The following is a 21099-nucleotide window of genomic DNA, read 5'->3' on the forward strand; positions in this document are numbered from 1 at the left end:
GGGGTACTGCCTTTTTTGTTATTCGCCCGCCTTGGACGGTGCGTGGGCGGCATCTTGTGCAAGCTCGACCGTCGATGCAACCCGTGCCGCCAATTTTTCAGAGAACCCGGATTGCGCCAGGGTAAAGGCCAGTTTCACGGCGGCTGAAACTCCGGTGGCATCTGCACCGCCATGAGATTTCACGACCGTGCCGTTGAGACCCAGGAAAACCCCGCCATTCACACGGCGCGGGTCGATACGTTTCTTCAACCGGTTCAGCGAGGTGATGGCCAGAACCGACGCCAGCCGGGACAAGGGCGAGTACTTGAATGCCTGACGCAGAAGGTCCCCGATCAAGCTGGCCGTGCCTTCGCCGGTCTTGATTGCGACATTGCCGGTAAACCCGTCGGTTACAATGACATCCGCCTTGTCACCGGGGATGTCGCTCCCTTCAACAAAGCCCACGAAATCAAAGCTGGCCTGTTCCGCAAATTCCGAGATCATGGCGTGCGCTTCTTTCAATTCAGCGCGGCCCTTGTGTTCTTCGGTGCCCACATTCAGCAGGCCGATCCGGGGACGCTCTAGCGCCATGCCGTTGCGCGCGTATGAGGCGCCCATCAACGCGTATTGCAACAGATCCTTCGCGTCGGCGCGCACATCGGCGCCCACATCCAGCATCACGTTGAACCCCTGCGGGTTGCGCGAAGGCCACAGAATCGCGATAGCCGGGCGGTTCACACCCGGCAGTTTGCGCAGCCGTATCATCGACAGCGCCATCAGCGCGCCGGTGTTGCCGCAGGACACTGCACCATGCGCTTCGCCCTGACGCACTGATTCCAGCGTCGACCACATCGAGGTTTGCTTGCCGTTGCGCACAACTTGACTGGGCTTGTCCTCCATGGTGACCACGTCGGTGCAATCACGAAAAACGACGCGCCCGTTCAGGACACGCCGTTTGGCAACAAGCTTGCGAAGCGGGGCTTCAGGCCCGTGCAGGATGAACGCAATATCGGGGTTCTTATCCGCCGATTTGGCAATGCCCGCCACAACAGCGGCGGGTCCCGAATCTCCGCCCATAGCGTCAACCGAGATGGTGATCCGTCCGGTTTGCGAGGGCTGATCCGTCATGCCTTGGCCTGCGCGTTAAAAGGCTTAGGCCGCGTCTTCGTCCAGGTCGATTTCGTCGGCCTGCGCGACGACTTCGCGGTCATCATAGTGGCCGCAGGACGCACATACGTGGTGCGGGCGCTTCAGTTCGCCGCAGTTTGCGCATTCGTTCGGGTTTGCAGCAACCAGAGCGTCGTGTGCGCGACGGTTGTTGCGACGCGACTTGGAAACTTTGTTCTGTTGGACGGCCATGGTCTCAACCTTTGTCTACTGAGGGTCCGCAGATTCGCTGCCGACCGGGTTTCATTCTTCGTTTTTTACGTGGTTTGACGCGCGTTTAGGGGACGAGCCCCGCAATGTCCAACCCAAATTCCGATGAGCGCGCGAAAATACTGCGATTCTCGACATGTTCAAGCGATTTTTCTGAGGGCGTGCTATGACAGGAAATCTGTCCCGTGTCACTCGTCTTTTTTCAGTGCATCGCGCAGACCGGCAAGCCCGGCAAAGGGTTTGGCATCTTCATCTGTCATCGCCTGTTTGCCCGGCTCCGTATAGTCGGCCTGTTCCAGTTCCGCACCGTCCTTGCGGGGATATTGGGGCAGGGCAAGCGACAGGGCCTCGGTCATTACCAGGCCCGGGTCGATCTCGGGGCCCAATGGTTCCGACTCGTCGCCTTCGGGGATTTCGAACTCTTCCTCGTCGGGGTCGGTCCAGTCGGCCAGATAGACCCGCGTGACGGGTACATCGATCCGGGTCGTAACGGGTTCGAGCGTGACCACACAGGGTTGAATCACTGTCGCTCCCAGCTTGCCCGCCAGCACCCAGTCGCGTTTACCCTGAGCCCGGACATCGCCAACAAAGCTCAGCTTGCGCAGGCCCAGCAGGCCCAGATCTTCTCGGATAACCGCAAGCTCTTTGGCGTCAGGGCGCAGGTCAAACGGGGTTGATGTGTTTTGGGGCAGGTCGGCCACCCGCAGAGATGTCTGGTTGCTCATTCGTGACCCTTTCCTGTGTTGAACCGGGGCTGCGGTTTGATGTAAGCGGATAGGGTCCGCAAGGGGCCAAGGCAAGAGGGTGCGCATGTTAAAGGTTGTGAACAGGTTGAAACCGGCGTCCAGAACGCTTGTCTTTACGGCCTGTCTGGCGGTGGCTAGCGCTTGTACACCGATTTTCGAGAATCACGGCTATATCCCTCCGGCAGAGGAACTGGCCGAGATAAAGGTCGGCGTCGATACCCGCGACAGCGTGATCGAGGCGGTTGGCGCTCCCAGCTCCTCTGGTGTAGTGCGGGATTCGGGTTTCTACTATGTGCGCTCGAAGGTGCGCCACTACGGCCCCAAGCGACCCGAGGTGGTCGAGCGTCAGTTGGTTGCGATCAGCTTTGACCAGCGGGGCGTGGTCCGAAATATCGAGCGCTTTGGTCTGGAAGACGGTATTATCGTGCAGCTTGACCGGCGTGTCACCGAGTCGAGCATCGAAGGCACGGGCTTTTTGCGTCAGCTTTTGGGTAATATCGGCAACTTCAATCCGGCAAACATTCCAGGCGCGACCAACTAATTCGTGGTTCTGTCTTGCCGTCGTCATGGGACGGTCACACATAGTGTGATACCCACGCGACAAGTTGAAACGGGTCGGCAACCGCGGAGGATGCGACCATGGCTCTATTGCTTGGCAAAGGCCGATATCGCGCGCGTCTGGCGCAAGACGAACAGGATCTGAGGACGGCTCAGCGGTTACGCACCCTGGCCTTTGCGACGGATCAAACCGACTGTGACGCGTTTGATCCGATCTGTACCCATATCCTGGTCGAGGATACCGGATCAGACAGGCGCCTGGTGTGCTGCTTTCGCATGTTCACGATGGAAAATGGGGCCGAGGTCGGTCGCAGCTATTCCGCTCAGTTTTACGATTTGTCCGCACTTGAGGATTTTCAGGGGCGGATGATTGAAATGGGGCGGTTCTGCATCCATCCCGATTGGACTGATCCCGATATCCTGCGCGTGGCCTGGGGGGCGATGACGGCCTATGTGGATCAGAACAACATCGAAATGCTATTTGGCTGTTCATCTTTTGCCGGCACCGAGACAGATAAGTATCTGGACGCGTTCGCAATGCTCAAGCACCGCCATCTGGCGCCGAAACGCTGGCTGCCACGGGTCAAGGCGCCCGACGTGTTCCGCTTTGCCGCGCGTCTGCGGAGGCGGCCTGATTCGAAAAAGGCGATGCTGCGGATGCCGCCCTTGCTGCGCACCTATCTGATGATGGGCGGCTGGGTCAGTGATCATGCGGTGGTGGACCGGCACATGAACACGCTGCACGTGTTCACCGGGCTTGAAATCGGGGCGATTCCGCCGGAGCGCAAACGGTTGCTGCGCGCAGTGGCCGGGTAATCATCGTTGACGCCTGTGCCGTGCCGGTTTAGCTGGCGGGCATGGCGAGAATTCCTTTGTTGCAGATGTCCGGCATTTCCCTGACCTTCGGGGGCGATCCGGTGTTTTCCGAGCTTGATCTGGTGGTTCAACCCGGCGACCGTGTGGCGTTGGTGGGGCGCAACGGGTCCGGCAAATCGACCCTTATGAAAGTGATGGCCGGTCTGGTCGAACCGGATCAGGGCGACATCGTTTTGCCTCCGGGCAAGTCGGTCGGTTATATGGAGCAAGACCCGGGCATGGAGGGCTTTGCCACGCTGGGCGACTATGCCTCCAGCGGGCTAGAGCCGGGCGAACTGTATAAAGTCGAGCGCGCAGGCGAGGGGTTGAAGTTTGATCCAGCGCGCCCGGTTGAAACCGCCTCGGGCGGGGAGCGCCGCCGCGCGGCGTTGGCCAAGTTGATGGCCGAAGCGCCCGACCTGATGCTGCTGGACGAACCGACCAACCATCTGGATATCGAGGCGATTGCCTGGCTTGAACGCGAATTGGGCGCGACCCGTGCGGCTTATGTGCTGATCTCGCACGACCGCGCCTTTTTGCGTGCTTTGACCCGTGCGACTCTGTGGATCGACCGAGGCGCGGTGCGGCGGCAGGAGCAGGGGTTCGACGCGTTCGAGGCATGGCGCGACAAGATCTGGGAAGAAGAGGATCAACAGCGCCACAAGCTGAACCGCCTGATCAAGTCCGAGGCGAAATGGGCCGTCGAAGGCATCAGCGCCCGCCGCAAACGCAATCAGGGCCGGGTGCGTGCCTTGCAAGCGTTGCGGGCCGAAAAATCGGCGCAGATCAAACGTCAGGGCTCGGCCGCGATGACGCTTGAGGCGGGGCCGAAATCTGGGCGAAAAGTAATCGAAGCCAAAGGCTTGGCCAAGGCATTTGATGCAAAACCCATCGTGCGGAACTTTGACCTTTTAGTGCAGCGCGGCGATCGCGTGGCTTTTGTCGGGCCCAATGGTGTGGGCAAGACCACGCTGCTGAAAATGTTGCTGGGGCAGGAAATGCCCGATGAGGGCACGGTGACGCTGGGCACCAATCTTGAAGTCGCCGTCTTCGACCAGACCCGCGCCCAGCTGGACCCCGAGATGACCCTATGGGACAGCCTGACCGGCGACCCCGAGATGCGCGTTTCGGGCAAGGCTGATCAGGTCATGGTGGGCGGACAGCCCAAACATGTGGTGGGTTACCTCAAGGAATTCCTGTTTGACGAACGGCAGGCACGGGCGGCGGTTAAGTCCCTTTCGGGGGGCGAGAAAGCGCGGCTTTTGCTGGCCAAGCTGATGGCCAAAACCTCCAATCTGCTGGTGCTGGACGAACCGACCAACGATCTGGACGTGGAAACGCTGGACTTGCTGCAAGAGCTGCTGGACGACTATGACGGCACCGTTTTGTTGGTCAGCCACGACCGCGATTTTCTGGACCGTGTCGCCACGACGACCATCGCGATGGAAGGTAACGGCCGCGCCACCGTTTATGCGGGCGGTTGGTCGGACTACATCGCACAGCGCGGCGATCTCCTGCCTAAGAAGGAAGACAAATCAAAACCTTCCAAGCCAAAAGTCAAGCAAGAGGCACAGCCTAAGGCGGGTCTGTCCTTCTCGGAAAAACATCGTCTTGAAAAACTGCCTGCCGAGATGGAACGGCTTGAGGCCGAGATCGGCAAGCTTGAGGAACTCATGTCCGACCCCGAGCTGTTCACCCGCGAACCGGTGAAATTCCAGAAAGCAACCGAAGCTTTGGTCGAGCGGCAGGAAAAACTCGCCGCTGCTGAAGAGGAATGGCTGATGCTGGAAGAAAAGGCCGAGGGCGCTTAGGCTGGCAGAGCGCGGGCTGGGTTTCCAACCACGGTCTGCCCGGCGGCGACATCCTTTGTGACCACGCTGCCCGCGCCGATGGTGGCATTGTCGCCGATGGTGATACTAGGCAACAGGATTGCTCCGCCTCCGATCCAGACGTGTTTGCCGATTGTGACAGGCAAACCAACCTCCAGCCCCTGCGCGCGGTCTGCCGGATCTTTAGCATGTTGGGCGCAATAAATCTGTACATGGGGCCCGAACATCGTATCGTCGCCGATCCGGACCGGGGCCGTATCCAGAACGACGCAACCGGCGTTGAAATAAACTCTGTCACCCAGATAAATGTTCATCCCATAGGCACAGTGAAACGGTGCTTCTAGCAAACAGTCCGCGCCCACATGACCCAAGAGGGTGCGGAGTTCCGGCCCCATGTCGGTGCGCCGGTCCGGTGAGCTGGTGTTGTGCGCATGAACGGCGCGTCTGGCTTGATCGCGCAAGGCGTTCAGTTCCGGGTCCAGACAACAATACCACTGCCCGGCCTCCATTTTCTCGCGTTCGGTCATGAGGCAGGCTTACCGCATCCTGAGCGCACCGTCGATGCGGATGACCTCTCCGTTAAGATAGCCCATTTCCACGATGAACCCGGCGAGTCGCCCGTATTCGCGCGGATCGCCCAGACGAGCAGGGTTGGGCACATCGGCGGCCAGCTGTTGCTGTACCTCTTCAGGCAGCCCAGCCAGCATGGGGGTCATGAAGATGCCCGGCGCAATTGCCATCACACGAATACCCGAGGACGCCAGATCGCGCGCCATGGGCAGGGTCATGCCTACGACCCCGCCTTTCGAAGCCGCGTAAGCGGCCTGGCCTTTTTGTCCATCAAACGCAGCGATTGAGGCGGTATTGATGATCACGCCACGCGCGCCATCGGGTTCGGGGTCATTCTTGGCCATCTCGACCGCCGCCAGGCGGGATACGTTGAATGTGCCGACTAAGTTGATGTCTATGGTGCGTTGAAACGCGTCCAGAGGATGTGGGCCCTCTCGTCCAACTGTCTTGACGCCCACAGCGATCCCGGCGCAGTTCACGGCTGCGGTAATGCGTCCCATCCGCTCAACTGCGAAGGCCATTGCTTTGGAAACAGATGCTTCGTCGGTGACGTCCGTTGGTGTGAAATGGCCACCGATCTCGGCTGCGACCTGCGGGCCACGGTCGGCATCGCGGTCCAGAATCGTTACCTGCGCGCCCTTATCCGCGAAATGGCGTGCTGTAGCTTCGCCCAGTCCCGAGGCGCCTCCGGTGATCACGGCGGCGGTGTTCGATAGCTGCATTGCAGGTTCCTCCGAGTGATATGAACAAGTGTTCATTAACTTGGCAACCCCCTCGGTGTCCAGTGATCGAGCATGGGTTTGTTGTGTCTGGGGCGCAAAACCTAAAGGTATTCTCATATTCGGTTAATCCGCCTTTCACGCCCGGTCGCCACTTCGTGACTGAAGAAATTCGGGAATTTGAGTGTTTTGCGATTGGAGGTGCTGTGATGCGAAAATTTTTGAAAGGTAGTGCTTGCGGGCTGCTTGTCGTCCCGTTGGCTGGAGTAATTTATGTAGGCGAGGTCGCTGCTGCGACAGAGACCTGTAACTGGAAAACGGCGCGCGACGCGACCAAACGAGGAGACTACGCGTCTCTGTGCGAATGCGCGCAAGTAACACCCAGCTTTCTGGAACGTCTGCAGCGACAGGCGGATTTCGATACCACGCTGCGGGTCACCAGCGAACAATGCCCGGGCCTGACCGGTTTGCTGACCGATCTTCCGACTGCTTCGATAGGTGCAACGGGTTTGAACGGAGAAAGCCGCAGCAGCGAACAGTTCGCGGATGCTGGTCCCGGAGCAGGGGGCGGCGGCCCCGGTGATGGCGGCGGCGATGGCCCCGGCAATGGTGGCGGCGGCGGTGATGGCCCCGGTAATGGCGGTGGAGGCGATGGTCCCGGTAATGGCGGCGGTGGCGACGGCCCCGGTAACGGCGGCGGCGGCGATGGTCCCGGTAATGGCGGCGGTGGCAACGGCGGCAACGGCGGCAACAACGGAGGCCCTGGTAACGGCAACGGCAATGGTGGCAACCCCGGAAACGGTGGTGGCAACAACGGGGGTTCTGGTCCGGGCACCGGCAACGGCGGCGGTAACAATGGGCAGGGCGGCGGCTTTGGAAACGGCGGCGGCGGCAACGGAAATGGCGGAAACAACGGAGGCGGTAACGGCGCTGGCGGTCAGGGGAACGGAGGCAACAATGGTGGCCCCGGTAACGGTAATGGAAACAACGGTAACCCCGGCAATGGCGGCGGCAACACTGGCGGTTCCGGCCCCGGCACCGGTAATGGCGGCAGCAACAATGGTCAGGGCGGCGGCTCGGGCAATGGAGGTGGTGGCAATGGCAACGGTGGGAACAATGGCAACCGTGGGAACCGTTAACTTAACCGGCATATGAAATGACAACGGCCACCCTGCAGTGTGGCCGTTTTTTTCAGGAATAGGCGTATGGGTTTTAGCCCAGTTGGACCAAAGCGTGACGTTTCTTCCCGGCGCTCAACTTGATCGGCGAAGACAGTGCGTCTGCGTCGATCATCAACCCTGCGTCAGTCAAGGGGGCGTCGTCCAGCTTGGCTCCATTCTCGGCGATCAGGCGCTTTGCTTCTTTTCCGGACTTGGCCAATCCAGACTTCACGATCAGCTGAACAATCGAGGCAGGCAACTCAGCTGCTCCGACAGTCAGGGTCGGAAGATCATCGCCCACACCGCCTTTTTCGAAGACCTCACGCGCGGTTGCTTCGGCTGTAGCTGCGGCCTCGGCCCCGTGCAGTAGGGTCGTGACTTCGTTGGCGAGGCGGATTTTGGCTTCGTTTATCTCGGACCCTTGCAGCGCGGCCAGGCGGTCGCATTCATCGACGGGCAGTTCGGTGAATATCTTCAGGAAACGCCCTACGTCTGCGTCGGTGGTGTTGCGCCAGAATTGCCAGAACTCATACGCGCTGAGCATGTCTCCGTTTAGCCAAACCGCACCGCCCTGCGATTTGCCCATCTTACGTCCATCGCTGGTGGTTAGCAGCGGTGTGGTCAGGCCGTAGATCTCGTGATCCAATACGCGGCGGGTCAGGTCGATACCGTTGACGATATTGCCCCACTGATCGCTGCCACCCATCTGCAGCACGCAGCTATAGCGGCGGTTCAGCTCAAGGAAGTCATAGGCCTGCAGGATCATGTAGTTGAATTCGAGGAAGCTCAGCGATTGTTCGCGATCCAGCCGCGATTTCACGGACTCGAAAGACAGCATCCGGTTGACCGAGAAATGCCGCCCGATATCGCGCAGGAAATCGAGGTAATTCAGGCTGTCCAGCCATTCCGCATTGTTCAGCATCAGCGCGCCGGTCTCGCTGTCATCATAGGACAGGTACTTGGCGAACACCTTCTGCATTCCTGCGATATTTGCGTCGATCTGTTCGGGGCCTAGCAGGGGGCGTTCATCCGACCGGAACGAGGGGTCACCCACCTTGGTCGTACCGCCACCCATCAGCGTGATCGGCTTGTGGCCGGTCTTTTGCAGCCAGCGTAGCACCATGATGTTCATCAGGTGGCCCACATGCAGCGACTGCGCCGTTGCGTCATAGCCGATATAAGCTGTTTGCACCCCGCTGATCAGCGCCTCGTCAAGGCCCTGATAATCGGTGCAGTCGGCGAGAAAGCCGCGCTCGATCATCGTGGCGATGAAATCCGATTTGGGGTGGTAGGTCATATCCGTGCCCTTTGGGTTTATGTTGCGGGGCAGTGTATAGGCGGTGGGGGTGGCAAGGAAAAGGCACCTTTTGCACGAAAAGCGCGGGCCGGGCCCGATGTGGCTTGCACTGTCTTCGCGTTACCGTGCAGGTTGAGGCCAACGCGCCGGATCAACGGGCGTGACGAACACGAGGGCAAACATGGGTCGGGCGATCAGCAAAACAGGCGCAGTCAGGGCATTGGGCGCCATGTCGGGCACGTCTCTGGACGGTGTTGATACGGCTGTGGTTGAAACCGATGGTGTGCGCATTCTTGGCTTTGGTCCCAGCGGATACCGGGCCTATTCAGATGCCGAGCGTGCGGTTCTGCGGGCCGCGCTGGGCCAGTGGCACGGGCCCAACGTCGATGCCGCCGCCGAGCTGGTGACGGTTGCCCATGCCGAGGCGCTGTCCGAGTTTGACGAGATCGACCTGATCGGCTTTCACGGCCAGACCCTGGCGCATGAACCGCGCGGGCGTGGGACGTTGCAAGTGGGCGACGGCGACGGTCTGACTCAGGCGCTGGGTGTTCCGGTCGTGTGGGATTTCCGCAGCGACGATGTGGCGATGGGGGGCGAGGGTGCTCCGCTGGCGCCGTTCTTCCATTTTGCCTGCGCCAAATGGATCGGCGCGACCGAACCGCTGTGTTTCCTGAATCTGGGCGGGGTGGGGAACCTGACCTATGTTGACCCCAGCTTTGACGGACCGGAAGCCCCCGGCGCGCTGCTGGCGTTTGACACCGGCCCAGCCAATGCGCCCGTGGATGACCTGATGCAGGCGCGGCTGGGCCTGCCGATGGACCGGGACGGCGCGCTGGCTCGCCAAGGGTCGGTCGAGGCGGGTGCGCTGGAGTTGTTCCTGTCCGAGCCGTTCTTTCGCAAGATGCCCCCCAAATCGCTGGACCGGAACGACTTTGCCGAGATGATCCGTCTGGTGCAGGAACTCTCGGACGCCGACGCCGTAGCGACCCTGACCGGCATGTGCGCCGCAGGCGTGATGCAGGGGATGGAACATTGCCCCAAACCCCCCGCGCGCGTGCTGGTTACGGGCGGAGGCCGCCGCAACCCGGTTCTGATGGACATGCTGCGCGCGGGCCTCGATTGCGCGGTCGAACCGGTCGAGACCATGGGTCTGGACGGAGACATGCTGGAGGCCCAAGCCTTCGCCTATCTCGCCGTCCGTGTGGCGCGGGGCTTGCCGACCTCATGCCCCGGAACCACAGGCGTCAGCGCGCTTGTGGGAGGAGGCGTAGTGAGTAGTGTCGAGCGTATTGAGGACTCGATTAAGCGTTTTTAGGTCACTCTATGTGTCACACCAATAACTATCATCTAGTGTGCTTTATGCAAACAAAGCCTAGATTTATTGGTCTATTGTTGTGAAATGAGTGCGCTAAATTCGCGTCAAGTCACATTTTAGTCATTTTCTTTTGTTTGGATTAGATCCTCGAAAATAAACTGGGTGGCGGTATTCGACTAGGCTCGAGGGAGAAGGGTATGCCATCTGAAAACAGTGGAAATTTCCTTGACTACGTGAAGTCATCAGGCGCGGGAGCTTCGCGTCTGCATGAATCCGAAAATAACAAACAATCCATCGGAACTTTGAGCGGTGATCTGCTGATGATCGATGAGTCAGCGGCCGCCAGGGGCAGCAAAGGGCCGCCAGCAGGCATAGGCGGCGGGGGTGAAACCGAAACAGAGGTTGTCACGGACACGTACATCACCGGTCAAGGCGACGGGATCGACGACAGCCTTCAATACAATATTGAAGTCCGGTTTGTAGGTGACTGGCCTGAAGATCTGAAGTCAGTGTTCATTGCGTCCGCAGACTATTTGGCTTCGCTTGTTGATGGCGATATCGAAGACGCTGTCGATGGAGAAGGGAACCTCTACGACGACCTCGTCATCATGGCGGATTTGGATGCCATAGACGGAGAAGGCGGCGTGCTGGGGCAGGCGGGTCCGACCGCAATACGCTCTGATACTGGTTTGCCAGCTTTGGGAGAAATGACGTTCGATGAAGCGGACGCTCTGGCGTATCATGATGCTGGGCAATTCGATGATATTGTTCTGCATGAAATGATGCATGTCATGGGTCTTGGTACGCTTTGGGATTACTACGGTCTGGTATCGACTGTGGTGGATGACAATGGCACCAGACGGCCGACTGATGACATAGTGACCAGCGTTTATGCCGGTGATGCAGCGAACTCAGCATATGTCGGCTACTTCACTGAAGACGATTTCTTGTTTGTAGAGACTGACGGTGGGTCGGGCACAGCCGGAGGACACTGGGACGAAGAAGACTATCAGGATGAGCTGATGACCGGGTATATCGGGTATGTGGCAGATGATGGCTCGTATGATGCCACCAACTATTTGTCAGATTGGTCAGTCGCGTCCCTAGAGGATCTTGGTTATGTCCTTGCGGAAGGTGCGGCTGGCATCGAAAACGAAATCGCACTGGCATAATATTCTGGTCATAAGCTGCTTGATGACGTCTGGTTGCTAGCCATCCAGAGCAACGCCGGTGTTGTTAGTTCCTTACTTTGCGGATGTACGCGCTTGTAAAGTCAGAATACCCGTCTGATGTCGATCTCAAATGCGCTCGGGTCCATCTGTGCAGCGCGGGTAGCTGATGGAAGGGGACATTCGGAAAGGCGTGGTGCTCGGCGTGGTAGGGCATGTTCCAGGCCAGAAAGCGGATCAGGCGGTTGGTGAAAGTGGTTCGGGAATTCTCGAGCATATTCGCGACCGGCGGACAGAGCCCGTGTTCGGCCAGAAGGTACAGCCTCAGAAAGGGCTGGCCGACCAGAACGGGCAGCAGCCACAGCCACCACAGCAGGGGTGATATAAACAGGATGACAAGCGTTAGGGCGTAGAGACCCAGCAGCAGCCGCGCCTCCAGCTGCATGGCTTTGTGCTGACGTGTCGGCAGATAGGGCGCGTTGATCCGGCCGCGGGCATTTTGCACCAGAACCTGCGCCATGCCGCGCCAATAGGGCCAACCGCTGAGGTAAATCAGTAGGCTGGGCCAGTTGTCGGGCTTGGGTTTGCCGCCCAGTTCGGGATCATTCTCGGGGTGGTTGGTCCATTTGTGATGGGCGAGGTGAAAATAGCGGAACCAGACAAAGGGCAGGGCAATCGGTATCGCCACCAGATGGCCAATGGCCTCGTTCAGCCAAGGGGATTTAAACGGCGTCTTGTGCGTGCATTCATGGCTGAGGGTGAACAGGAAGACCAACAGGATACCCTGAGGCAGGATCAGCAAAGGCCAGAAAGGCACCTGCGCGATGATGCCAATACTGGTGGCGGTCAATGCCAGCACATACAGCGCCAGATGCCGCAGCCCGGCCGTGTTGGACCGCTCTTGCAGTTTGTCTTTCGCCTCGGGCGGGATCGACGCGATGAGGGCGCGGTGATCCATGGCTTAGCTCTTGGGTATATCGAAACCCGGCGCAGCCAGCTCGAACCCGTCGAACTCGAACCCCGGAGAAACCGTGCAGCTGACCAGCGTATAGGCGCCAGTACTGCGCGCAGCCTGCCAGTGGTTTTTGGGAACGATCAGTTGGGGCGCGCCTTGGGTTAGATCTGAGGATAGGAAATGTTCGGTCGCCGGGCCGTCATCCGAGGCGCTGAGCGACAATATCAGCGGATCGCCAGCGTGATACAGCCAGATCTCGGTCGCGTCGACACGGTGCCAGTGGCTGCATTCCCCCTCGGCCAGTAGGAAGTAGATACAGGTGCCGGTGGCACGGCCTGCGTTGTCGGCGCGCCATGTCTCGCGGAACCAGCCGCCTTCGGGGTGCTGTTGCAGGTTCAGGTGGTCGATAATCTCTTGTGCGGTCATGGGGTCCTCGGGGTGTTTGGGGCGATTATGCACGGGATCGCGCGATCCGCTATGGTATTCACGCAGAGGAGGAATATGTTTGCCGCATGACCCTTACGATCCCGTTTGACAACAGCTACGCCCGCCTTCCCAACAGCTTTTACGCTCGGCAGGCCCCGGTGCCAGTGAGATCGCCGCAACTGATCGCCTTTAACAGCGATCTTGCGGCGATCCTTCGCGTGAGCCCTGGTGAGGTGCAGGATATGGCCGAAGCCTTTGCCGGGAATACGCTACCCGACGGGGCAGAGCCGATCGCACAGCTTTACTCGGGGCATCAATTCGGCAACTACAACCCCCAGCTGGGAGACGGCCGCGCGGTGCTTTTGGGCGAGACTGTCGGAACAGACGGCGTGCGCCGTGATATTCAGCTGAAGGGATCGGGCCCCACGCCTTTCAGCCGTCAAGGGGACGGGCGCGCATGGCTGGGGCCTGTGCTTCGTGAATACGTGGTATCCGAGGCGATGCACGCGCTGGGCATTCCCACCACACGAGCTCTGGCGGCTGTCGAGACCGGAGAGATCGTGCTGCGCGAGGGTCCAATGCCCGGCGCTGTCCTGACCCGTGTTGCGCGCAGTCATTTGCGTGTGGGGACGTTTCAGGTTTTTGCTGCGCGGGGACAGTTGGATAGCCTGCGCCGCCTGACCGAATACGCGATTGAACGTCACTACCCACAAGCCGATGGACCCATGGGCCTGTTGCGCGCCGTCGTACAGGTGCAGTCCGAGTTGATTGCGGCATGGATGAGTGTTGGTTTCATCCATGGGGTGATGAATACCGATAACTGTTCGATTGCCGGAGAGACAATCGACTACGGCCCTTGTGCGTTCATGGACAGCTATCACCCCAATACGGTCTACAGCTCGATCGATCGGATGGGGCGCTATGCCTATTCGAACCAGCCCGACATCGCTGTCTGGAATCTGGCTCAACTGGCCACCGCCTTGATCCAGCAGATGGAGGACAAGGACGCGGCGGTTGAGGAAGCGACCGAGATCATTCACGCCATGCCCGACCTGTTGCAGCAGAACTGGTTAGCACGTTTCCGGGCCAAGATCGGCCTTGCGACCAAAGAGGATGGCGATCAGCAGATGATCTCGGACCTATTGGCACGGATGGCGCAGGGGCAGGCGGATTTCACCAATACGTTTCGCGCGCTGGGTAGTGACGCGGCGCGGGATCAATTCGCAGATCCTCAGGCATTCGATGCATGGTTCGAGGGGTGGCATTCTCGCTTGGAACGCGAGGACGACCCAACGGCAACCATGTCCTCTGCGAACCCGGCCTTTATTCCTCGTAATCACCGCGTGGAACAGATGATACAAGCGGCGGTGCAGGGCGACTATGCACCGTTCCAGCGGTTGAATGACGTTCTTTCACGTCCCTATGAAGACCAGCCCGAGGCAGTTGACCTGACACATCCGCCGTCAGAGGCTGAGGTCGTTCACGCCACGTTCTGCGGCACCTGAGGGCGGCCCAGAATCTGGAATTGCAGACAAGCCTCTGACACGTCGATGGGCAAGGTCGGAGATATCAGCCCACTATCCGCCAGCATGACGGATTCGCGTTTGAGCTGGATTTCCCGTCCGGTTTCCGACTTCACATAGGTGCCCGACGTGCTGCGATCCGAAAGGATCAGCTTGCCATCCTTCATGGTCAAAACCATGTGCAGGCGGGACACCCATGGTTGGCTCAATACCACGTCGCAATCCGGTGAACGGCCTATCTTTAACTCGTCATTGTCCTGACACCGCCACGAGCGCTCCTCGTGGGACACAACAAGCGTCAGCCCCTCGGGTGCGTTGAAATGCGCCTCGGTTCGACCATAAGACAAGGGCAGCCGCGTCTGGGTGAAAGTGCTCATGGTCGGGCTGACCAGAGAATGCGCGGCGAATAGCTCAGTCAGGCCCTTGAGGTTCAGCCGACCCAGTGGTTTGAGCATGCGGCGCAGGGAATCCGGCAACAACCTGGCGGCATCTTCACTGACGCATGCCTCACCGGGATTTGCCGCCGTTGCAAGGCGGGCGGTGATATTTACGGCCTCGCCATACACCCCTTTTTCGGCCAAAACGATCTGTCCGGAGTGGACGCCCACGTGAACGGACAGAGAAGTTTCAGGCGATCCCTCGATCAGCTCCAGCACTGCGTTTATTGCGGCATTGGCATCCAGAAAGTAGCTAAGGACATCGTCCCCCTTCTGCCCAACCTGCGTGCCGCCATGTTGGCGCAACACATGTCTCAACCGATCCAGTTCAAGTTGGATCAACCTTTGGGCTTCTGTGTCCCCGACAGCCTTGTAGAGCGGCGTGCTTCCCGAGATGTCGGCAATTACCAGAGTGGCGAAGGTGGTTTCCACGTGAAATCCTTAGGTTCAGTTTGCGGCACTCTAGCTGCGCAGAACAGTTTGCACACGCGATTTGCGCTTGTTTAACGCACTTTGTGGCGAAATTATCCTGTGAAAGTTGTTCTGTGCCTAACTCTTGGAAATTTCATGTTGCGCTGGGCGCAGGGCGTGGCACTGTTGGGGCTGATAATCAGCCCCGAACGCTATGACCTCTTTACCCACACTGCGTATTGCCAGCTACAATATCCAGAAATGTGTCGGTTTGGATTTCCGCCGACAGCCGCAGCGTATCATGCAGGTTATCGATAGCATGAAGGCGGATATCGTTGTTCTGCAAGAGGCCGACAAACGCCTGCCGCCGCGCCCGGCAGCCCTGCCGCACTTCATGTTGGACGAGGCCGGTTGGGAGATTGTCGATCTTGGAGGGGCGGGTAGTCTGGGCTGGCATGGCAACGCCGTGATCTGGAAAGGCGGTGCGATTGAGGTGCGTCAGACAGGCCATCACGATCTGCCGGGGCTTGAACCGCGAGGTGCGGTCAGAGTCGAATTTGACACCCCCATCGGCCCTTTGCGAGTCATGGGGATGCATCTGGGTCTATTGCCGGCTTCGCGCCGACAGCAAATTACTCATATCCGCCGATGTGACGAAGACCTGCACGATATGCCTACGGTTTGGGCTGGTGACTTTAATGAATGGTCGCGCCAGCCGGTACTGGACCATCTGGCGCCGGATATGCGTTTCCTGCCTCCGGTCCCCAGCTTTCCCGCCGCACAGCCGCTGGGTGCACTGGACCGGATCGCACTTGGTGCAGGGCTTGAGGCGGTGGTGCATGGTGTCCACGATGCGCGGCCTGCGCATATTGCATCGGATCACTTGCCCATCTGGGCTGATCTGCGGCGCTTGGCCTAAGATACAAATCCCCGGTGGCGCAGAGTGCGCAGACGTACTAAGACAGAGAACCGAATATATCCCCGAGGGTCACTCATGTCCGATACGATCATCGCCCGTTGCGAAGCCAAGGGCCTGCGCATGACAGGTCAGCGTCGTACAATTGCACAGGTGCTGCAACAAAGCGAAGATCATCCGGATGTCGAAGAACTGTATGCCCGCGCCTCAAAGGTCGATGCGGGGATCTCCATCGCCACGGTCTATCGCACTGTAAAACTGTTCGAAGAGGCAGGGATTCTGGAGCGTCTGGAATTCGGCGACGGTCGCGCGCGGTATGAGGATGCTGAACGGGATCACCATGACCACCTGATCGACATGCAAACAGGTCAGGTCATTGAATTCGTAGACCCCGAGATCGAAGCGCTGCAGGAAAAGATTGCTGCCAAGCTGGGGTATAAGCTGAAAGGCCACCGGCTGGAGCTGTACGGCGTTCCGCTGGAACAAGACTGATTCATCACGAATCCCGAACGGTGATCGCACGCGAATTCATGTTTCTCGCGTGGATATCTCTTGCCTGAGTGATGGGCTTGCGATTTCTGTGAAGGGGCGGGCAGCGCTTTTCTGACGGAACGGATCATGAATAACGTAAACGGCATTCTATTGGTCGTCGGCGCAATGGCGGCCTTTGCGCTTGAGGATATGTTCATCAAGCACCTGTCGGTGTCAGTTCCGACCGGTCAGATCATGATTCTTTTGGGCGCGGTCTGTGGATTGCTCTTTGCCATTATGGCAGTCGGCACACGCAAACGGATCTTTGACAGGGTCGCATGGCGCCCTTTGCCGCTGATCCGCGCAGGCAGCGAAGGGATAGGCGCGATTGCTTTCGTGACCGCGCTGGCTCTGGTCGATTTGTCCACGGTGGCTGCGGTATTTCAGGCCATGCCGCTGGCCGTGACTGTCGGGGCGGCGCTGTTTCTGGGGGAACAGGTCGGCTGGCGCAGGTGGAGCGCGGTAGGCGTTGGTTTCGTCGGGGTATTGATGATCATCCGACCGGGGCTTGAAGGGTTTCAGCCCGAGACCCTGTTAGTCGTTATTAGCGTTGTTTGCATTGCCGCGAGGGATCTGATCACGCGTCGATTGGATGCCGACATTGCGTCGTCGGTTGTGGCTCTGCAGGCTTATATCGCGGCGATTTTGGGTGGGCTGGTGCTTATGGTAGTTCAGACGCAACCGCTTGTCCCACTTGGTTTTGCGCAGATGGCGCCACTGATCGGGGCCGTCATCTTCAGTGTCATCGGCTACTATGGCATCGTCACCGCTATGCGAGTGGGCGATGCGTCGGCGCTGACTCCGTTCCGCTACACGCGATTGGTTTTTTCGATTGCCGCCGGCATGATCATGTTTGGAGAGCGGCCGGACCTGATGACGATTGCAGGGGCCTCACTCATCCTTGGCTCGGGCCTTTACACTTTCCTGCGGGAACGTCGTTTGGCGCGCGATATGGCCGCTGTGGCCTGACGGATCGTCGCAGGTTTGCGCAAACACCTGCCGTGAATCATGTTAGCGATAACATGCGTGGTTTACTTTTTGCCTCGTGATGCTATGAGGCGTGCAACTTATTGCAGCCACAGGGACGGGCCTCATGAGCACGATTATCGACATCCACGCACGCGAAATTCTGGACAGCCGGGGTAACCCGACGGTCGAGGTGGACGTGATCCTGGAAGACGGAACCATGGGCCGGGCGGCCGTGCCCTCGGGCGCGTCCACAGGGGCCTATGAGGCGGTGGAAAAGCGCGACGGTGACAAGGCGCGCTATATGGGCAAGGGCGTGCTGGAAGCGGTTGCTGCCGTGAACGGCGAGATCGCCGAGGAACTGGTGGGTTTTGACGCTACTGAACAGGTTGCCATCGACCAGGCGATGATCGAACTGGACGGGACCGAGAACAAGGGCCGTCTGGGCGCAAATGCCATTTTGGGCGTGTCGCTGGCCACAGCCAAGGCGGCGGCGGATTTTACCACCCAGCCTCTGTACCGCTATGTTGGCGGCACCTCTGCCCGCGTTCTGCCGGTGCCGATGATGAACATCATCAATGGTGGCGAGCATGCGGATAACCCGATCGACATTCAGGAATTCATGATCATGCCGACCTCGGCCAGCAATATCCGCGAGGCGGTGCGCATGGGGTCCGAAGTGTTCCACACACTGAAAAAAGAACTGTCCTCAGCCGGACTGGCCACCGGTGTCGGCGATGAAGGTGGCTTTGCACCCAACATTGCCAGCACCCGCGAGGCGCTGGATTTCATCCTGAAGTCCATCGAAAAGGCGGGCTACAAGCCGGGTGAGGAAATCCATCTGGCGTTGGATTGCGCCGCCACGGAATACTACAAAGACGGCAAATACGTGCTGGCGGGCGAGGGGATCACACTGACGTCCGAGGAAAACGCGGCCTATTTGGCGGCGCTGGTCAAGGACTACCCAATCATCTCGATCGAAGACGGCATGTCCGAGGATGACTGGGATGGTTGGAAAGCCCTGACCGACGCCATCGGCAACGAGGTGCAACTGGTGGGTGACGACCTGTTCGTGACCAACCCCGAACGTCTGGCCGAAGGCATTGATCGCGGCTGCGCCAACTCGATGCTGGTCAAGGTGAACCAGATCGGCTCGCTGACCGAAACGCTGCGCGCCGTCGATATGGCGCACCGTGCGCGCTACACCAACGTGATGTCCCACCGCTCGGGCGAAACCGAGGACGCCACCATTGCCGATCTGGCCGTAGCGACGAACTGTGGTCAGATCAAAACCGGCAGCCTCGCGCGCTCGGACCGCTTGGCCAAGTATAACCAGCTGATCCGCATCGAAGAGTCACTGGGTGAAGTGGCCGATTACGCCGGGGCGTCGATCCTGAAGCGCTGATCAGCGTGAAACAGATAAATCTGACCCGGTCTTTCAAGGAAGGCCGGGTTTTTCATTTTGAAACCCGAATCCTGTGGCAACTAGAGAGCTGTGTGCCTTTAGTCGCACCCCCGAAGTACGCTGCCGGGCCGTTCTTGTTCGCCTCAAAATTGCAGTCAGGTGACGCTAGGTAAAGAATCTTCAATTATTTCTAGAAAAATTGTGCTTCGATTCTAATCCCTTGGCATAAGATTGAGGCCATAACTCCAATTATGTGTGAACTTTTACCTATTAGCGAGACCCCGCCGCCAAGTATCTTGGAGGAACTACAGAAAAGGAGAATACCATGTCAGGTTCGAAATTCCTTCTCGCGGTTTCGTTGATCGGTACTGTTTTCATGGCGGCCTGTTCGGCGCCCGGAGTGTACCCAATTTCAGGTCAGTCGGTCTCGACTTCCGACCCCGTGAAGAACATGGATTCCCCCACCTATATGTACAGCGGTGAAATGCGCTAAGGCGCGTTCTCCGGGGGGCTGAACAAACAATTGCTATCAGAGCTTTTTGCTCATCAAAACATACCGATCGCGCGGTTTGAAGCCAGTGCGCATATACAATTTCTGCGCGGTTTCATTGGTGCGGTCGACCTCAAGATGCAAAGCGGTTAGCCCGGCTCCGGCCAGGGCTTTCGGCAAATCTAACAGGACTTCTGTGGCGATGCCGCGCCCGCGCACTGCGGGGCGGATGTAAATCTCGTCGATGAAAGCATCCATGCCGCCGAACTCGATTGACCAGCCGAAGGTCAGTATGACGTAGCCAAGCGGCGCACGGGCAGGGCCAATCAGGTAGACGCAGCCATGTGGAATGCCCTCAAGCAGCGGTGCAAGTGCTGCGCGCCTGTGATCGGTATCTTGGTCGATGCCAGCTTCGGCGTGGAATGCCGAGACGAGACCGATCAACCTGTCCAAATCCTCGGGGCGGGCGAGTTTTAATGCTGCGCTCATAGTCTTGCCAGCCTTTCGGTGAGCAGGTCAAAGAACCCCTGCGCGTCGACGTCACCCATGAACATGGCGTTTGCAGGGCGATCTGTGACGCGCCACCAATCGGCTACGGTCATCCCCAGTGTCAGCTCCGATTGGGTTTCGATCTCGACATTGATAAGGCGACCCGAGAACAGTTCGGGGCGGATCAGATAGGCGGTGACGCAGGGATCGTGCAGGGGTGCGCCCTCCGATCCGTATTTTTCCTTGTCGAACCGTTCGAAGAAATCAGTCATCTCGGCCACTGCGTGTCCGACCTTGCTGTCCAGCGCGCGGAAGGCGTCGTTGCGGTGTGGCGTGACCAGCGCGTCATGGGTCACGTCCAGTGGCATAACGACGATGGGCGCGCCGGATTTGAACACGATATCAGCGGCTTCTGGATCGACATAGATATTGAATTCCGCCGCCGGAGTGATGTTGCCGACCTCGAAATAGGCGCCGCCCATCAGGATGATTTCCTGTATGCGGTCGACGATATCAGGGGCCTTGGTGAAAGCCGTCGCGATATTGGTGAGGGGGCCCAGCGGGCACAGTGTCACCGTGCCCGGTTCCTGCGCGCGCAGGGTGTCGATGATGAAATCAACCGCGTGCCCTTGGGCCAGCGGCATTTGCGGATCGGGCAGAACGGGACCGTCCAGGCCGGTTTTGCCGTGCACATGTTCTGCCGTAACCAAGGGGCGGTTCAGTGGCCGATCACAACCTGCATAAACCGGCACGTCCGTGTGGCCGGCCAGTTCGCAGACGATGCGCGCGTTCTTGGCGGTCAGCTCAAGCGGCACGTTTCCGGCGACAGCGGTGATGCCCAGCACGTCGATCTCATCCGGGCTGGCCAGCGCCAACAGGATGGCGACGGCGTCGTCCTGACCGGGGTCGGTGTCGATAATGATTTTGCGCGGCATGGGGGTCTCCGAGGGGCTAGAAGCGCGGACACTCGCAAGTG

The 21099-nt window shown here is 59.1% G+C and carries 23 protein-coding genes; 12 read left to right on the top strand and 11 right to left on the bottom strand.

The window, feature by feature from the left end; all coding sequences use genetic code 11:
- Nucleotides 1-18: 18 nt before the first annotated feature.
- The 3 genes from plsX to AC2FNR_RS10890 all read right to left on the bottom strand — a co-directional run bounded on the left by plsX (nucleotide 19) and on the right by AC2FNR_RS10890 (nucleotide 2081).
- Nucleotides 19-1107 (bottom strand): phosphate acyltransferase PlsX, encoded by a 1089-nt coding sequence (gene plsX / locus AC2FNR_RS10880; RefSeq protein ID WP_496849047.1) that lies wholly within the window; start codon nucleotides 1105-1107, stop codon nucleotides 19-21.
- 24 nt (nucleotides 1108-1131) lie between these two features.
- The gene (gene rpmF, locus AC2FNR_RS10885; RefSeq protein ID WP_037316137.1) at nucleotides 1132-1338 is read right to left on the bottom strand and encodes a 50S ribosomal protein L32; all 207 of its coding nucleotides are present in this window, start codon (nucleotides 1336-1338) and stop codon (nucleotides 1132-1134) included.
- A 206-nt stretch (nucleotides 1339-1544) separates the two neighbouring features.
- Nucleotides 1545-2081, bottom strand: a complete 537-nt coding sequence (locus AC2FNR_RS10890) for a YceD family protein (protein ID WP_496849048.1) — start codon at nucleotides 2079-2081, stop codon at nucleotides 1545-1547.
- An 85-nt stretch (nucleotides 2082-2166) separates the two neighbouring features.
- Between AC2FNR_RS10890 and AC2FNR_RS10895 the strand changes: the two genes are divergently transcribed.
- The 3 genes from AC2FNR_RS10895 to AC2FNR_RS10905 all read left to right on the top strand — a co-directional run bounded on the left by AC2FNR_RS10895 (nucleotide 2167) and on the right by AC2FNR_RS10905 (nucleotide 5326).
- Complete coding sequence (locus AC2FNR_RS10895) at nucleotides 2167-2643, top strand: outer membrane protein assembly factor BamE (protein WP_170354440.1); 477 nt, start codon at nucleotides 2167-2169, stop codon at nucleotides 2641-2643.
- 98 nt (nucleotides 2644-2741) lie between these two features.
- The gene (locus AC2FNR_RS10900; RefSeq protein ID WP_496849049.1) at nucleotides 2742-3476 is read left to right on the top strand and encodes a GNAT family N-acetyltransferase; all 735 of its coding nucleotides are present in this window, start codon (nucleotides 2742-2744) and stop codon (nucleotides 3474-3476) included.
- Between the two features lie 41 nt (nucleotides 3477-3517).
- The gene (locus AC2FNR_RS10905; protein ID WP_496849050.1) at nucleotides 3518-5326 is read left to right on the top strand and encodes an ABC-F family ATP-binding cassette domain-containing protein; all 1809 of its coding nucleotides are present in this window, start codon (nucleotides 3518-3520) and stop codon (nucleotides 5324-5326) included.
- On the opposite strand, the gene AC2FNR_RS10910 is transcribed toward AC2FNR_RS10905, so the two are convergent.
- Nucleotides 5323-5871 carry a sugar O-acetyltransferase gene (locus AC2FNR_RS10910; RefSeq protein ID WP_496849051.1) on the bottom strand — a complete coding sequence of 183 codons (549 nt, stop codon included), beginning with the start codon at nucleotides 5869-5871 and terminating at the stop codon, nucleotides 5323-5325. The genes AC2FNR_RS10905 and AC2FNR_RS10910 overlap by 4 nt on opposite strands.
- Before the next feature lie 9 nt (nucleotides 5872-5880).
- On the bottom strand, nucleotides 5881-6636 hold the full coding sequence (locus AC2FNR_RS10915) for a 3-hydroxyacyl-CoA dehydrogenase (protein WP_496849052.1): 756 nt from the start codon (nucleotides 6634-6636) through the stop codon (nucleotides 5881-5883).
- A 206-nt stretch (nucleotides 6637-6842) separates the two neighbouring features.
- Between AC2FNR_RS10915 and AC2FNR_RS10920 the strand changes: the two genes are divergently transcribed.
- On the top strand, nucleotides 6843-7772 hold the full coding sequence (locus AC2FNR_RS10920) for a hypothetical protein (protein ID WP_496849053.1): 930 nt from the start codon (nucleotides 6843-6845) through the stop codon (nucleotides 7770-7772).
- 73 nt (nucleotides 7773-7845) lie between these two features.
- Here AC2FNR_RS10920 and tyrS read toward each other — a convergent pair whose 3' ends face one another.
- A complete protein-coding gene (tyrS, locus tag AC2FNR_RS10925) occupies nucleotides 7846-9090 on the bottom strand; it encodes a tyrosine--tRNA ligase (protein WP_170752715.1) in 1245 nt (414 codons plus the stop codon).
- Between the two features lie 181 nt (nucleotides 9091-9271).
- Between tyrS and AC2FNR_RS10930 the strand changes: the two genes are divergently transcribed.
- Both AC2FNR_RS10930 and AC2FNR_RS10935 read left to right on the top strand, forming a co-directional pair.
- Complete coding sequence (locus AC2FNR_RS10930; protein ID WP_496849054.1) at nucleotides 9272-10405, top strand: anhydro-N-acetylmuramic acid kinase; 1134 nt, start codon at nucleotides 9272-9274, stop codon at nucleotides 10403-10405.
- Between the two features lie 197 nt (nucleotides 10406-10602).
- Entirely contained in the window at nucleotides 10603-11577 is a 975-nt protein-coding gene (locus tag AC2FNR_RS10935; protein WP_496849055.1) for a leishmanolysin-related zinc metalloendopeptidase, read from the top strand.
- A gap of 64 nt (nucleotides 11578-11641) precedes the next feature.
- On the opposite strand, the gene AC2FNR_RS10940 is transcribed toward AC2FNR_RS10935, so the two are convergent.
- Both AC2FNR_RS10940 and AC2FNR_RS10945 read right to left on the bottom strand, forming a co-directional pair.
- Nucleotides 11642-12532 carry a fatty acid desaturase gene (locus AC2FNR_RS10940; protein ID WP_486531994.1) on the bottom strand — a complete coding sequence of 297 codons (891 nt, stop codon included), beginning with the start codon at nucleotides 12530-12532 and terminating at the stop codon, nucleotides 11642-11644.
- Nucleotides 12533-12535: 3 nt separating this feature from the next.
- Nucleotides 12536-12955: a cupin domain-containing protein gene (locus AC2FNR_RS10945; RefSeq protein WP_480844877.1), complete on the bottom strand. Its 420-nt coding sequence runs from the start codon at nucleotides 12953-12955 to the stop codon at nucleotides 12536-12538.
- 86 nt (nucleotides 12956-13041) lie between these two features.
- Here AC2FNR_RS10945 and AC2FNR_RS10950 point away from each other — a divergent pair, with 86 nt between their 5' ends.
- On the top strand, nucleotides 13042-14460 hold the full coding sequence (locus AC2FNR_RS10950) for a protein adenylyltransferase SelO (RefSeq protein WP_496849056.1): 1419 nt from the start codon (nucleotides 13042-13044) through the stop codon (nucleotides 14458-14460).
- On the opposite strand, the gene AC2FNR_RS10955 is transcribed toward AC2FNR_RS10950, so the two are convergent.
- A complete protein-coding gene (locus AC2FNR_RS10955) occupies nucleotides 14436-15347 on the bottom strand; it encodes an FHA domain-containing protein (protein ID WP_496849057.1) in 912 nt (303 codons plus the stop codon). The genes AC2FNR_RS10950 and AC2FNR_RS10955 overlap by 25 nt on opposite strands.
- Nucleotides 15348-15540: 193 nt before the next feature.
- Between AC2FNR_RS10955 and AC2FNR_RS10960 the strand changes: the two genes are divergently transcribed.
- From AC2FNR_RS10960 to AC2FNR_RS10980, 5 genes are all read left to right on the top strand, one after another.
- Nucleotides 15541-16245: an endonuclease/exonuclease/phosphatase family protein gene (locus AC2FNR_RS10960; protein WP_480865708.1), complete on the top strand. Its 705-nt coding sequence runs from the start codon at nucleotides 15541-15543 to the stop codon at nucleotides 16243-16245.
- A gap of 75 nt (nucleotides 16246-16320) precedes the next feature.
- Nucleotides 16321-16734 carry a Fur family transcriptional regulator gene (locus tag AC2FNR_RS10965; protein WP_170752731.1) on the top strand — a complete coding sequence of 138 codons (414 nt, stop codon included), beginning with the start codon at nucleotides 16321-16323 and terminating at the stop codon, nucleotides 16732-16734.
- A 126-nt stretch (nucleotides 16735-16860) separates the two neighbouring features.
- Complete coding sequence (locus AC2FNR_RS10970) at nucleotides 16861-17742, top strand: DMT family transporter (RefSeq protein ID WP_170752733.1); 882 nt, start codon at nucleotides 16861-16863, stop codon at nucleotides 17740-17742.
- Between the two features lie 124 nt (nucleotides 17743-17866).
- Nucleotides 17867-19144 carry a phosphopyruvate hydratase gene (gene eno, locus AC2FNR_RS10975; RefSeq protein ID WP_496849058.1) on the top strand — a complete coding sequence of 426 codons (1278 nt, stop codon included), beginning with the start codon at nucleotides 17867-17869 and terminating at the stop codon, nucleotides 19142-19144.
- Nucleotides 19145-19469: 325 nt separating this feature from the next.
- Nucleotides 19470-19637 (top strand): hypothetical protein, encoded by a 168-nt coding sequence (locus AC2FNR_RS10980; RefSeq protein WP_170354408.1) that lies wholly within the window; start codon nucleotides 19470-19472, stop codon nucleotides 19635-19637.
- A 36-nt stretch (nucleotides 19638-19673) separates the two neighbouring features.
- On the opposite strand, the gene AC2FNR_RS10985 is transcribed toward AC2FNR_RS10980, so the two are convergent.
- Entirely contained in the window at nucleotides 19674-20123 is a 450-nt protein-coding gene (locus tag AC2FNR_RS10985; RefSeq protein ID WP_480865705.1) for a GNAT family N-acetyltransferase, read from the bottom strand.
- The gene (locus AC2FNR_RS10990; protein WP_496849059.1) at nucleotides 20120-21058 is read right to left on the bottom strand and encodes a nucleoside hydrolase; all 939 of its coding nucleotides are present in this window, start codon (nucleotides 21056-21058) and stop codon (nucleotides 20120-20122) included. The genes AC2FNR_RS10985 and AC2FNR_RS10990 overlap by 4 nt, the downstream gene beginning before the upstream one ends.
- Nucleotides 21059-21099 lie beyond the last annotated feature (41 nt).

The organism is Ruegeria sp. SATB045 (assembly GCF_059613525.1).

Bases quoted from the DNA above. Each gene is read 5' to 3' on its own strand.
- plsX (WP_496849047.1), bottom strand. From the start codon at position 1,107: ATGACGGATCAGCCCTCGCAAACCGGACGGATCACCATCTCGGTTGAC.
- rpmF (WP_037316137.1), bottom strand. From the start codon at position 1,338: ATGGCCGTCCAACAGAACAAAGTTTCCAAGTCGCGTCGCAACAACCGT.
- AC2FNR_RS10890 (WP_496849048.1), bottom strand. From the start codon at position 2,081: ATGAGCAACCAGACATCTCTGCGGGTGGCCGACCTGCCCCAAAACACA.
- AC2FNR_RS10895 (WP_170354440.1), top strand. From the start codon at position 2,167: ATGTTAAAGGTTGTGAACAGGTTGAAACCGGCGTCCAGAACGCTTGTC.
- AC2FNR_RS10900 (WP_496849049.1), top strand. From the start codon at position 2,742: ATGGCTCTATTGCTTGGCAAAGGCCGATATCGCGCGCGTCTGGCGCAA.
- AC2FNR_RS10905 (WP_496849050.1), top strand. From the start codon at position 3,518: ATGGCGAGAATTCCTTTGTTGCAGATGTCCGGCATTTCCCTGACCTTC.
- AC2FNR_RS10910 (WP_496849051.1), bottom strand. From the start codon at position 5,871: ATGACCGAACGCGAGAAAATGGAGGCCGGGCAGTGGTATTGTTGTCTG.
- AC2FNR_RS10915 (WP_496849052.1), bottom strand. From the start codon at position 6,636: ATGCAGCTATCGAACACCGCCGCCGTGATCACCGGAGGCGCCTCGGGA.
- AC2FNR_RS10920 (WP_496849053.1), top strand. From the start codon at position 6,843: ATGCGAAAATTTTTGAAAGGTAGTGCTTGCGGGCTGCTTGTCGTCCCG.
- tyrS (WP_170752715.1), bottom strand. From the start codon at position 9,090: ATGACCTACCACCCCAAATCGGATTTCATCGCCACGATGATCGAGCGC.
- AC2FNR_RS10930 (WP_496849054.1), top strand. From the start codon at position 9,272: ATGGGTCGGGCGATCAGCAAAACAGGCGCAGTCAGGGCATTGGGCGCC.
- AC2FNR_RS10935 (WP_496849055.1), top strand. From the start codon at position 10,603: ATGCCATCTGAAAACAGTGGAAATTTCCTTGACTACGTGAAGTCATCA.
- AC2FNR_RS10940 (WP_486531994.1), bottom strand. From the start codon at position 12,532: ATGGATCACCGCGCCCTCATCGCGTCGATCCCGCCCGAGGCGAAAGAC.
- AC2FNR_RS10945 (WP_480844877.1), bottom strand. From the start codon at position 12,955: ATGACCGCACAAGAGATTATCGACCACCTGAACCTGCAACAGCACCCC.
- AC2FNR_RS10950 (WP_496849056.1), top strand. From the start codon at position 13,042: ATGACCCTTACGATCCCGTTTGACAACAGCTACGCCCGCCTTCCCAAC.
- AC2FNR_RS10960 (WP_480865708.1), top strand. From the start codon at position 15,541: ATGACCTCTTTACCCACACTGCGTATTGCCAGCTACAATATCCAGAAA.
- AC2FNR_RS10965 (WP_170752731.1), top strand. From the start codon at position 16,321: ATGTCCGATACGATCATCGCCCGTTGCGAAGCCAAGGGCCTGCGCATG.
- AC2FNR_RS10970 (WP_170752733.1), top strand. From the start codon at position 16,861: ATGAATAACGTAAACGGCATTCTATTGGTCGTCGGCGCAATGGCGGCC.
- eno (WP_496849058.1), top strand. From the start codon at position 17,867: ATGAGCACGATTATCGACATCCACGCACGCGAAATTCTGGACAGCCGG.
- AC2FNR_RS10980 (WP_170354408.1), top strand. From the start codon at position 19,470: ATGTCAGGTTCGAAATTCCTTCTCGCGGTTTCGTTGATCGGTACTGTT.
- AC2FNR_RS10985 (WP_480865705.1), bottom strand. From the start codon at position 20,123: ATGAGCGCAGCATTAAAACTCGCCCGCCCCGAGGATTTGGACAGGTTG.
- AC2FNR_RS10990 (WP_496849059.1), bottom strand. From the start codon at position 21,058: ATGCCGCGCAAAATCATTATCGACACCGACCCCGGTCAGGACGACGCC.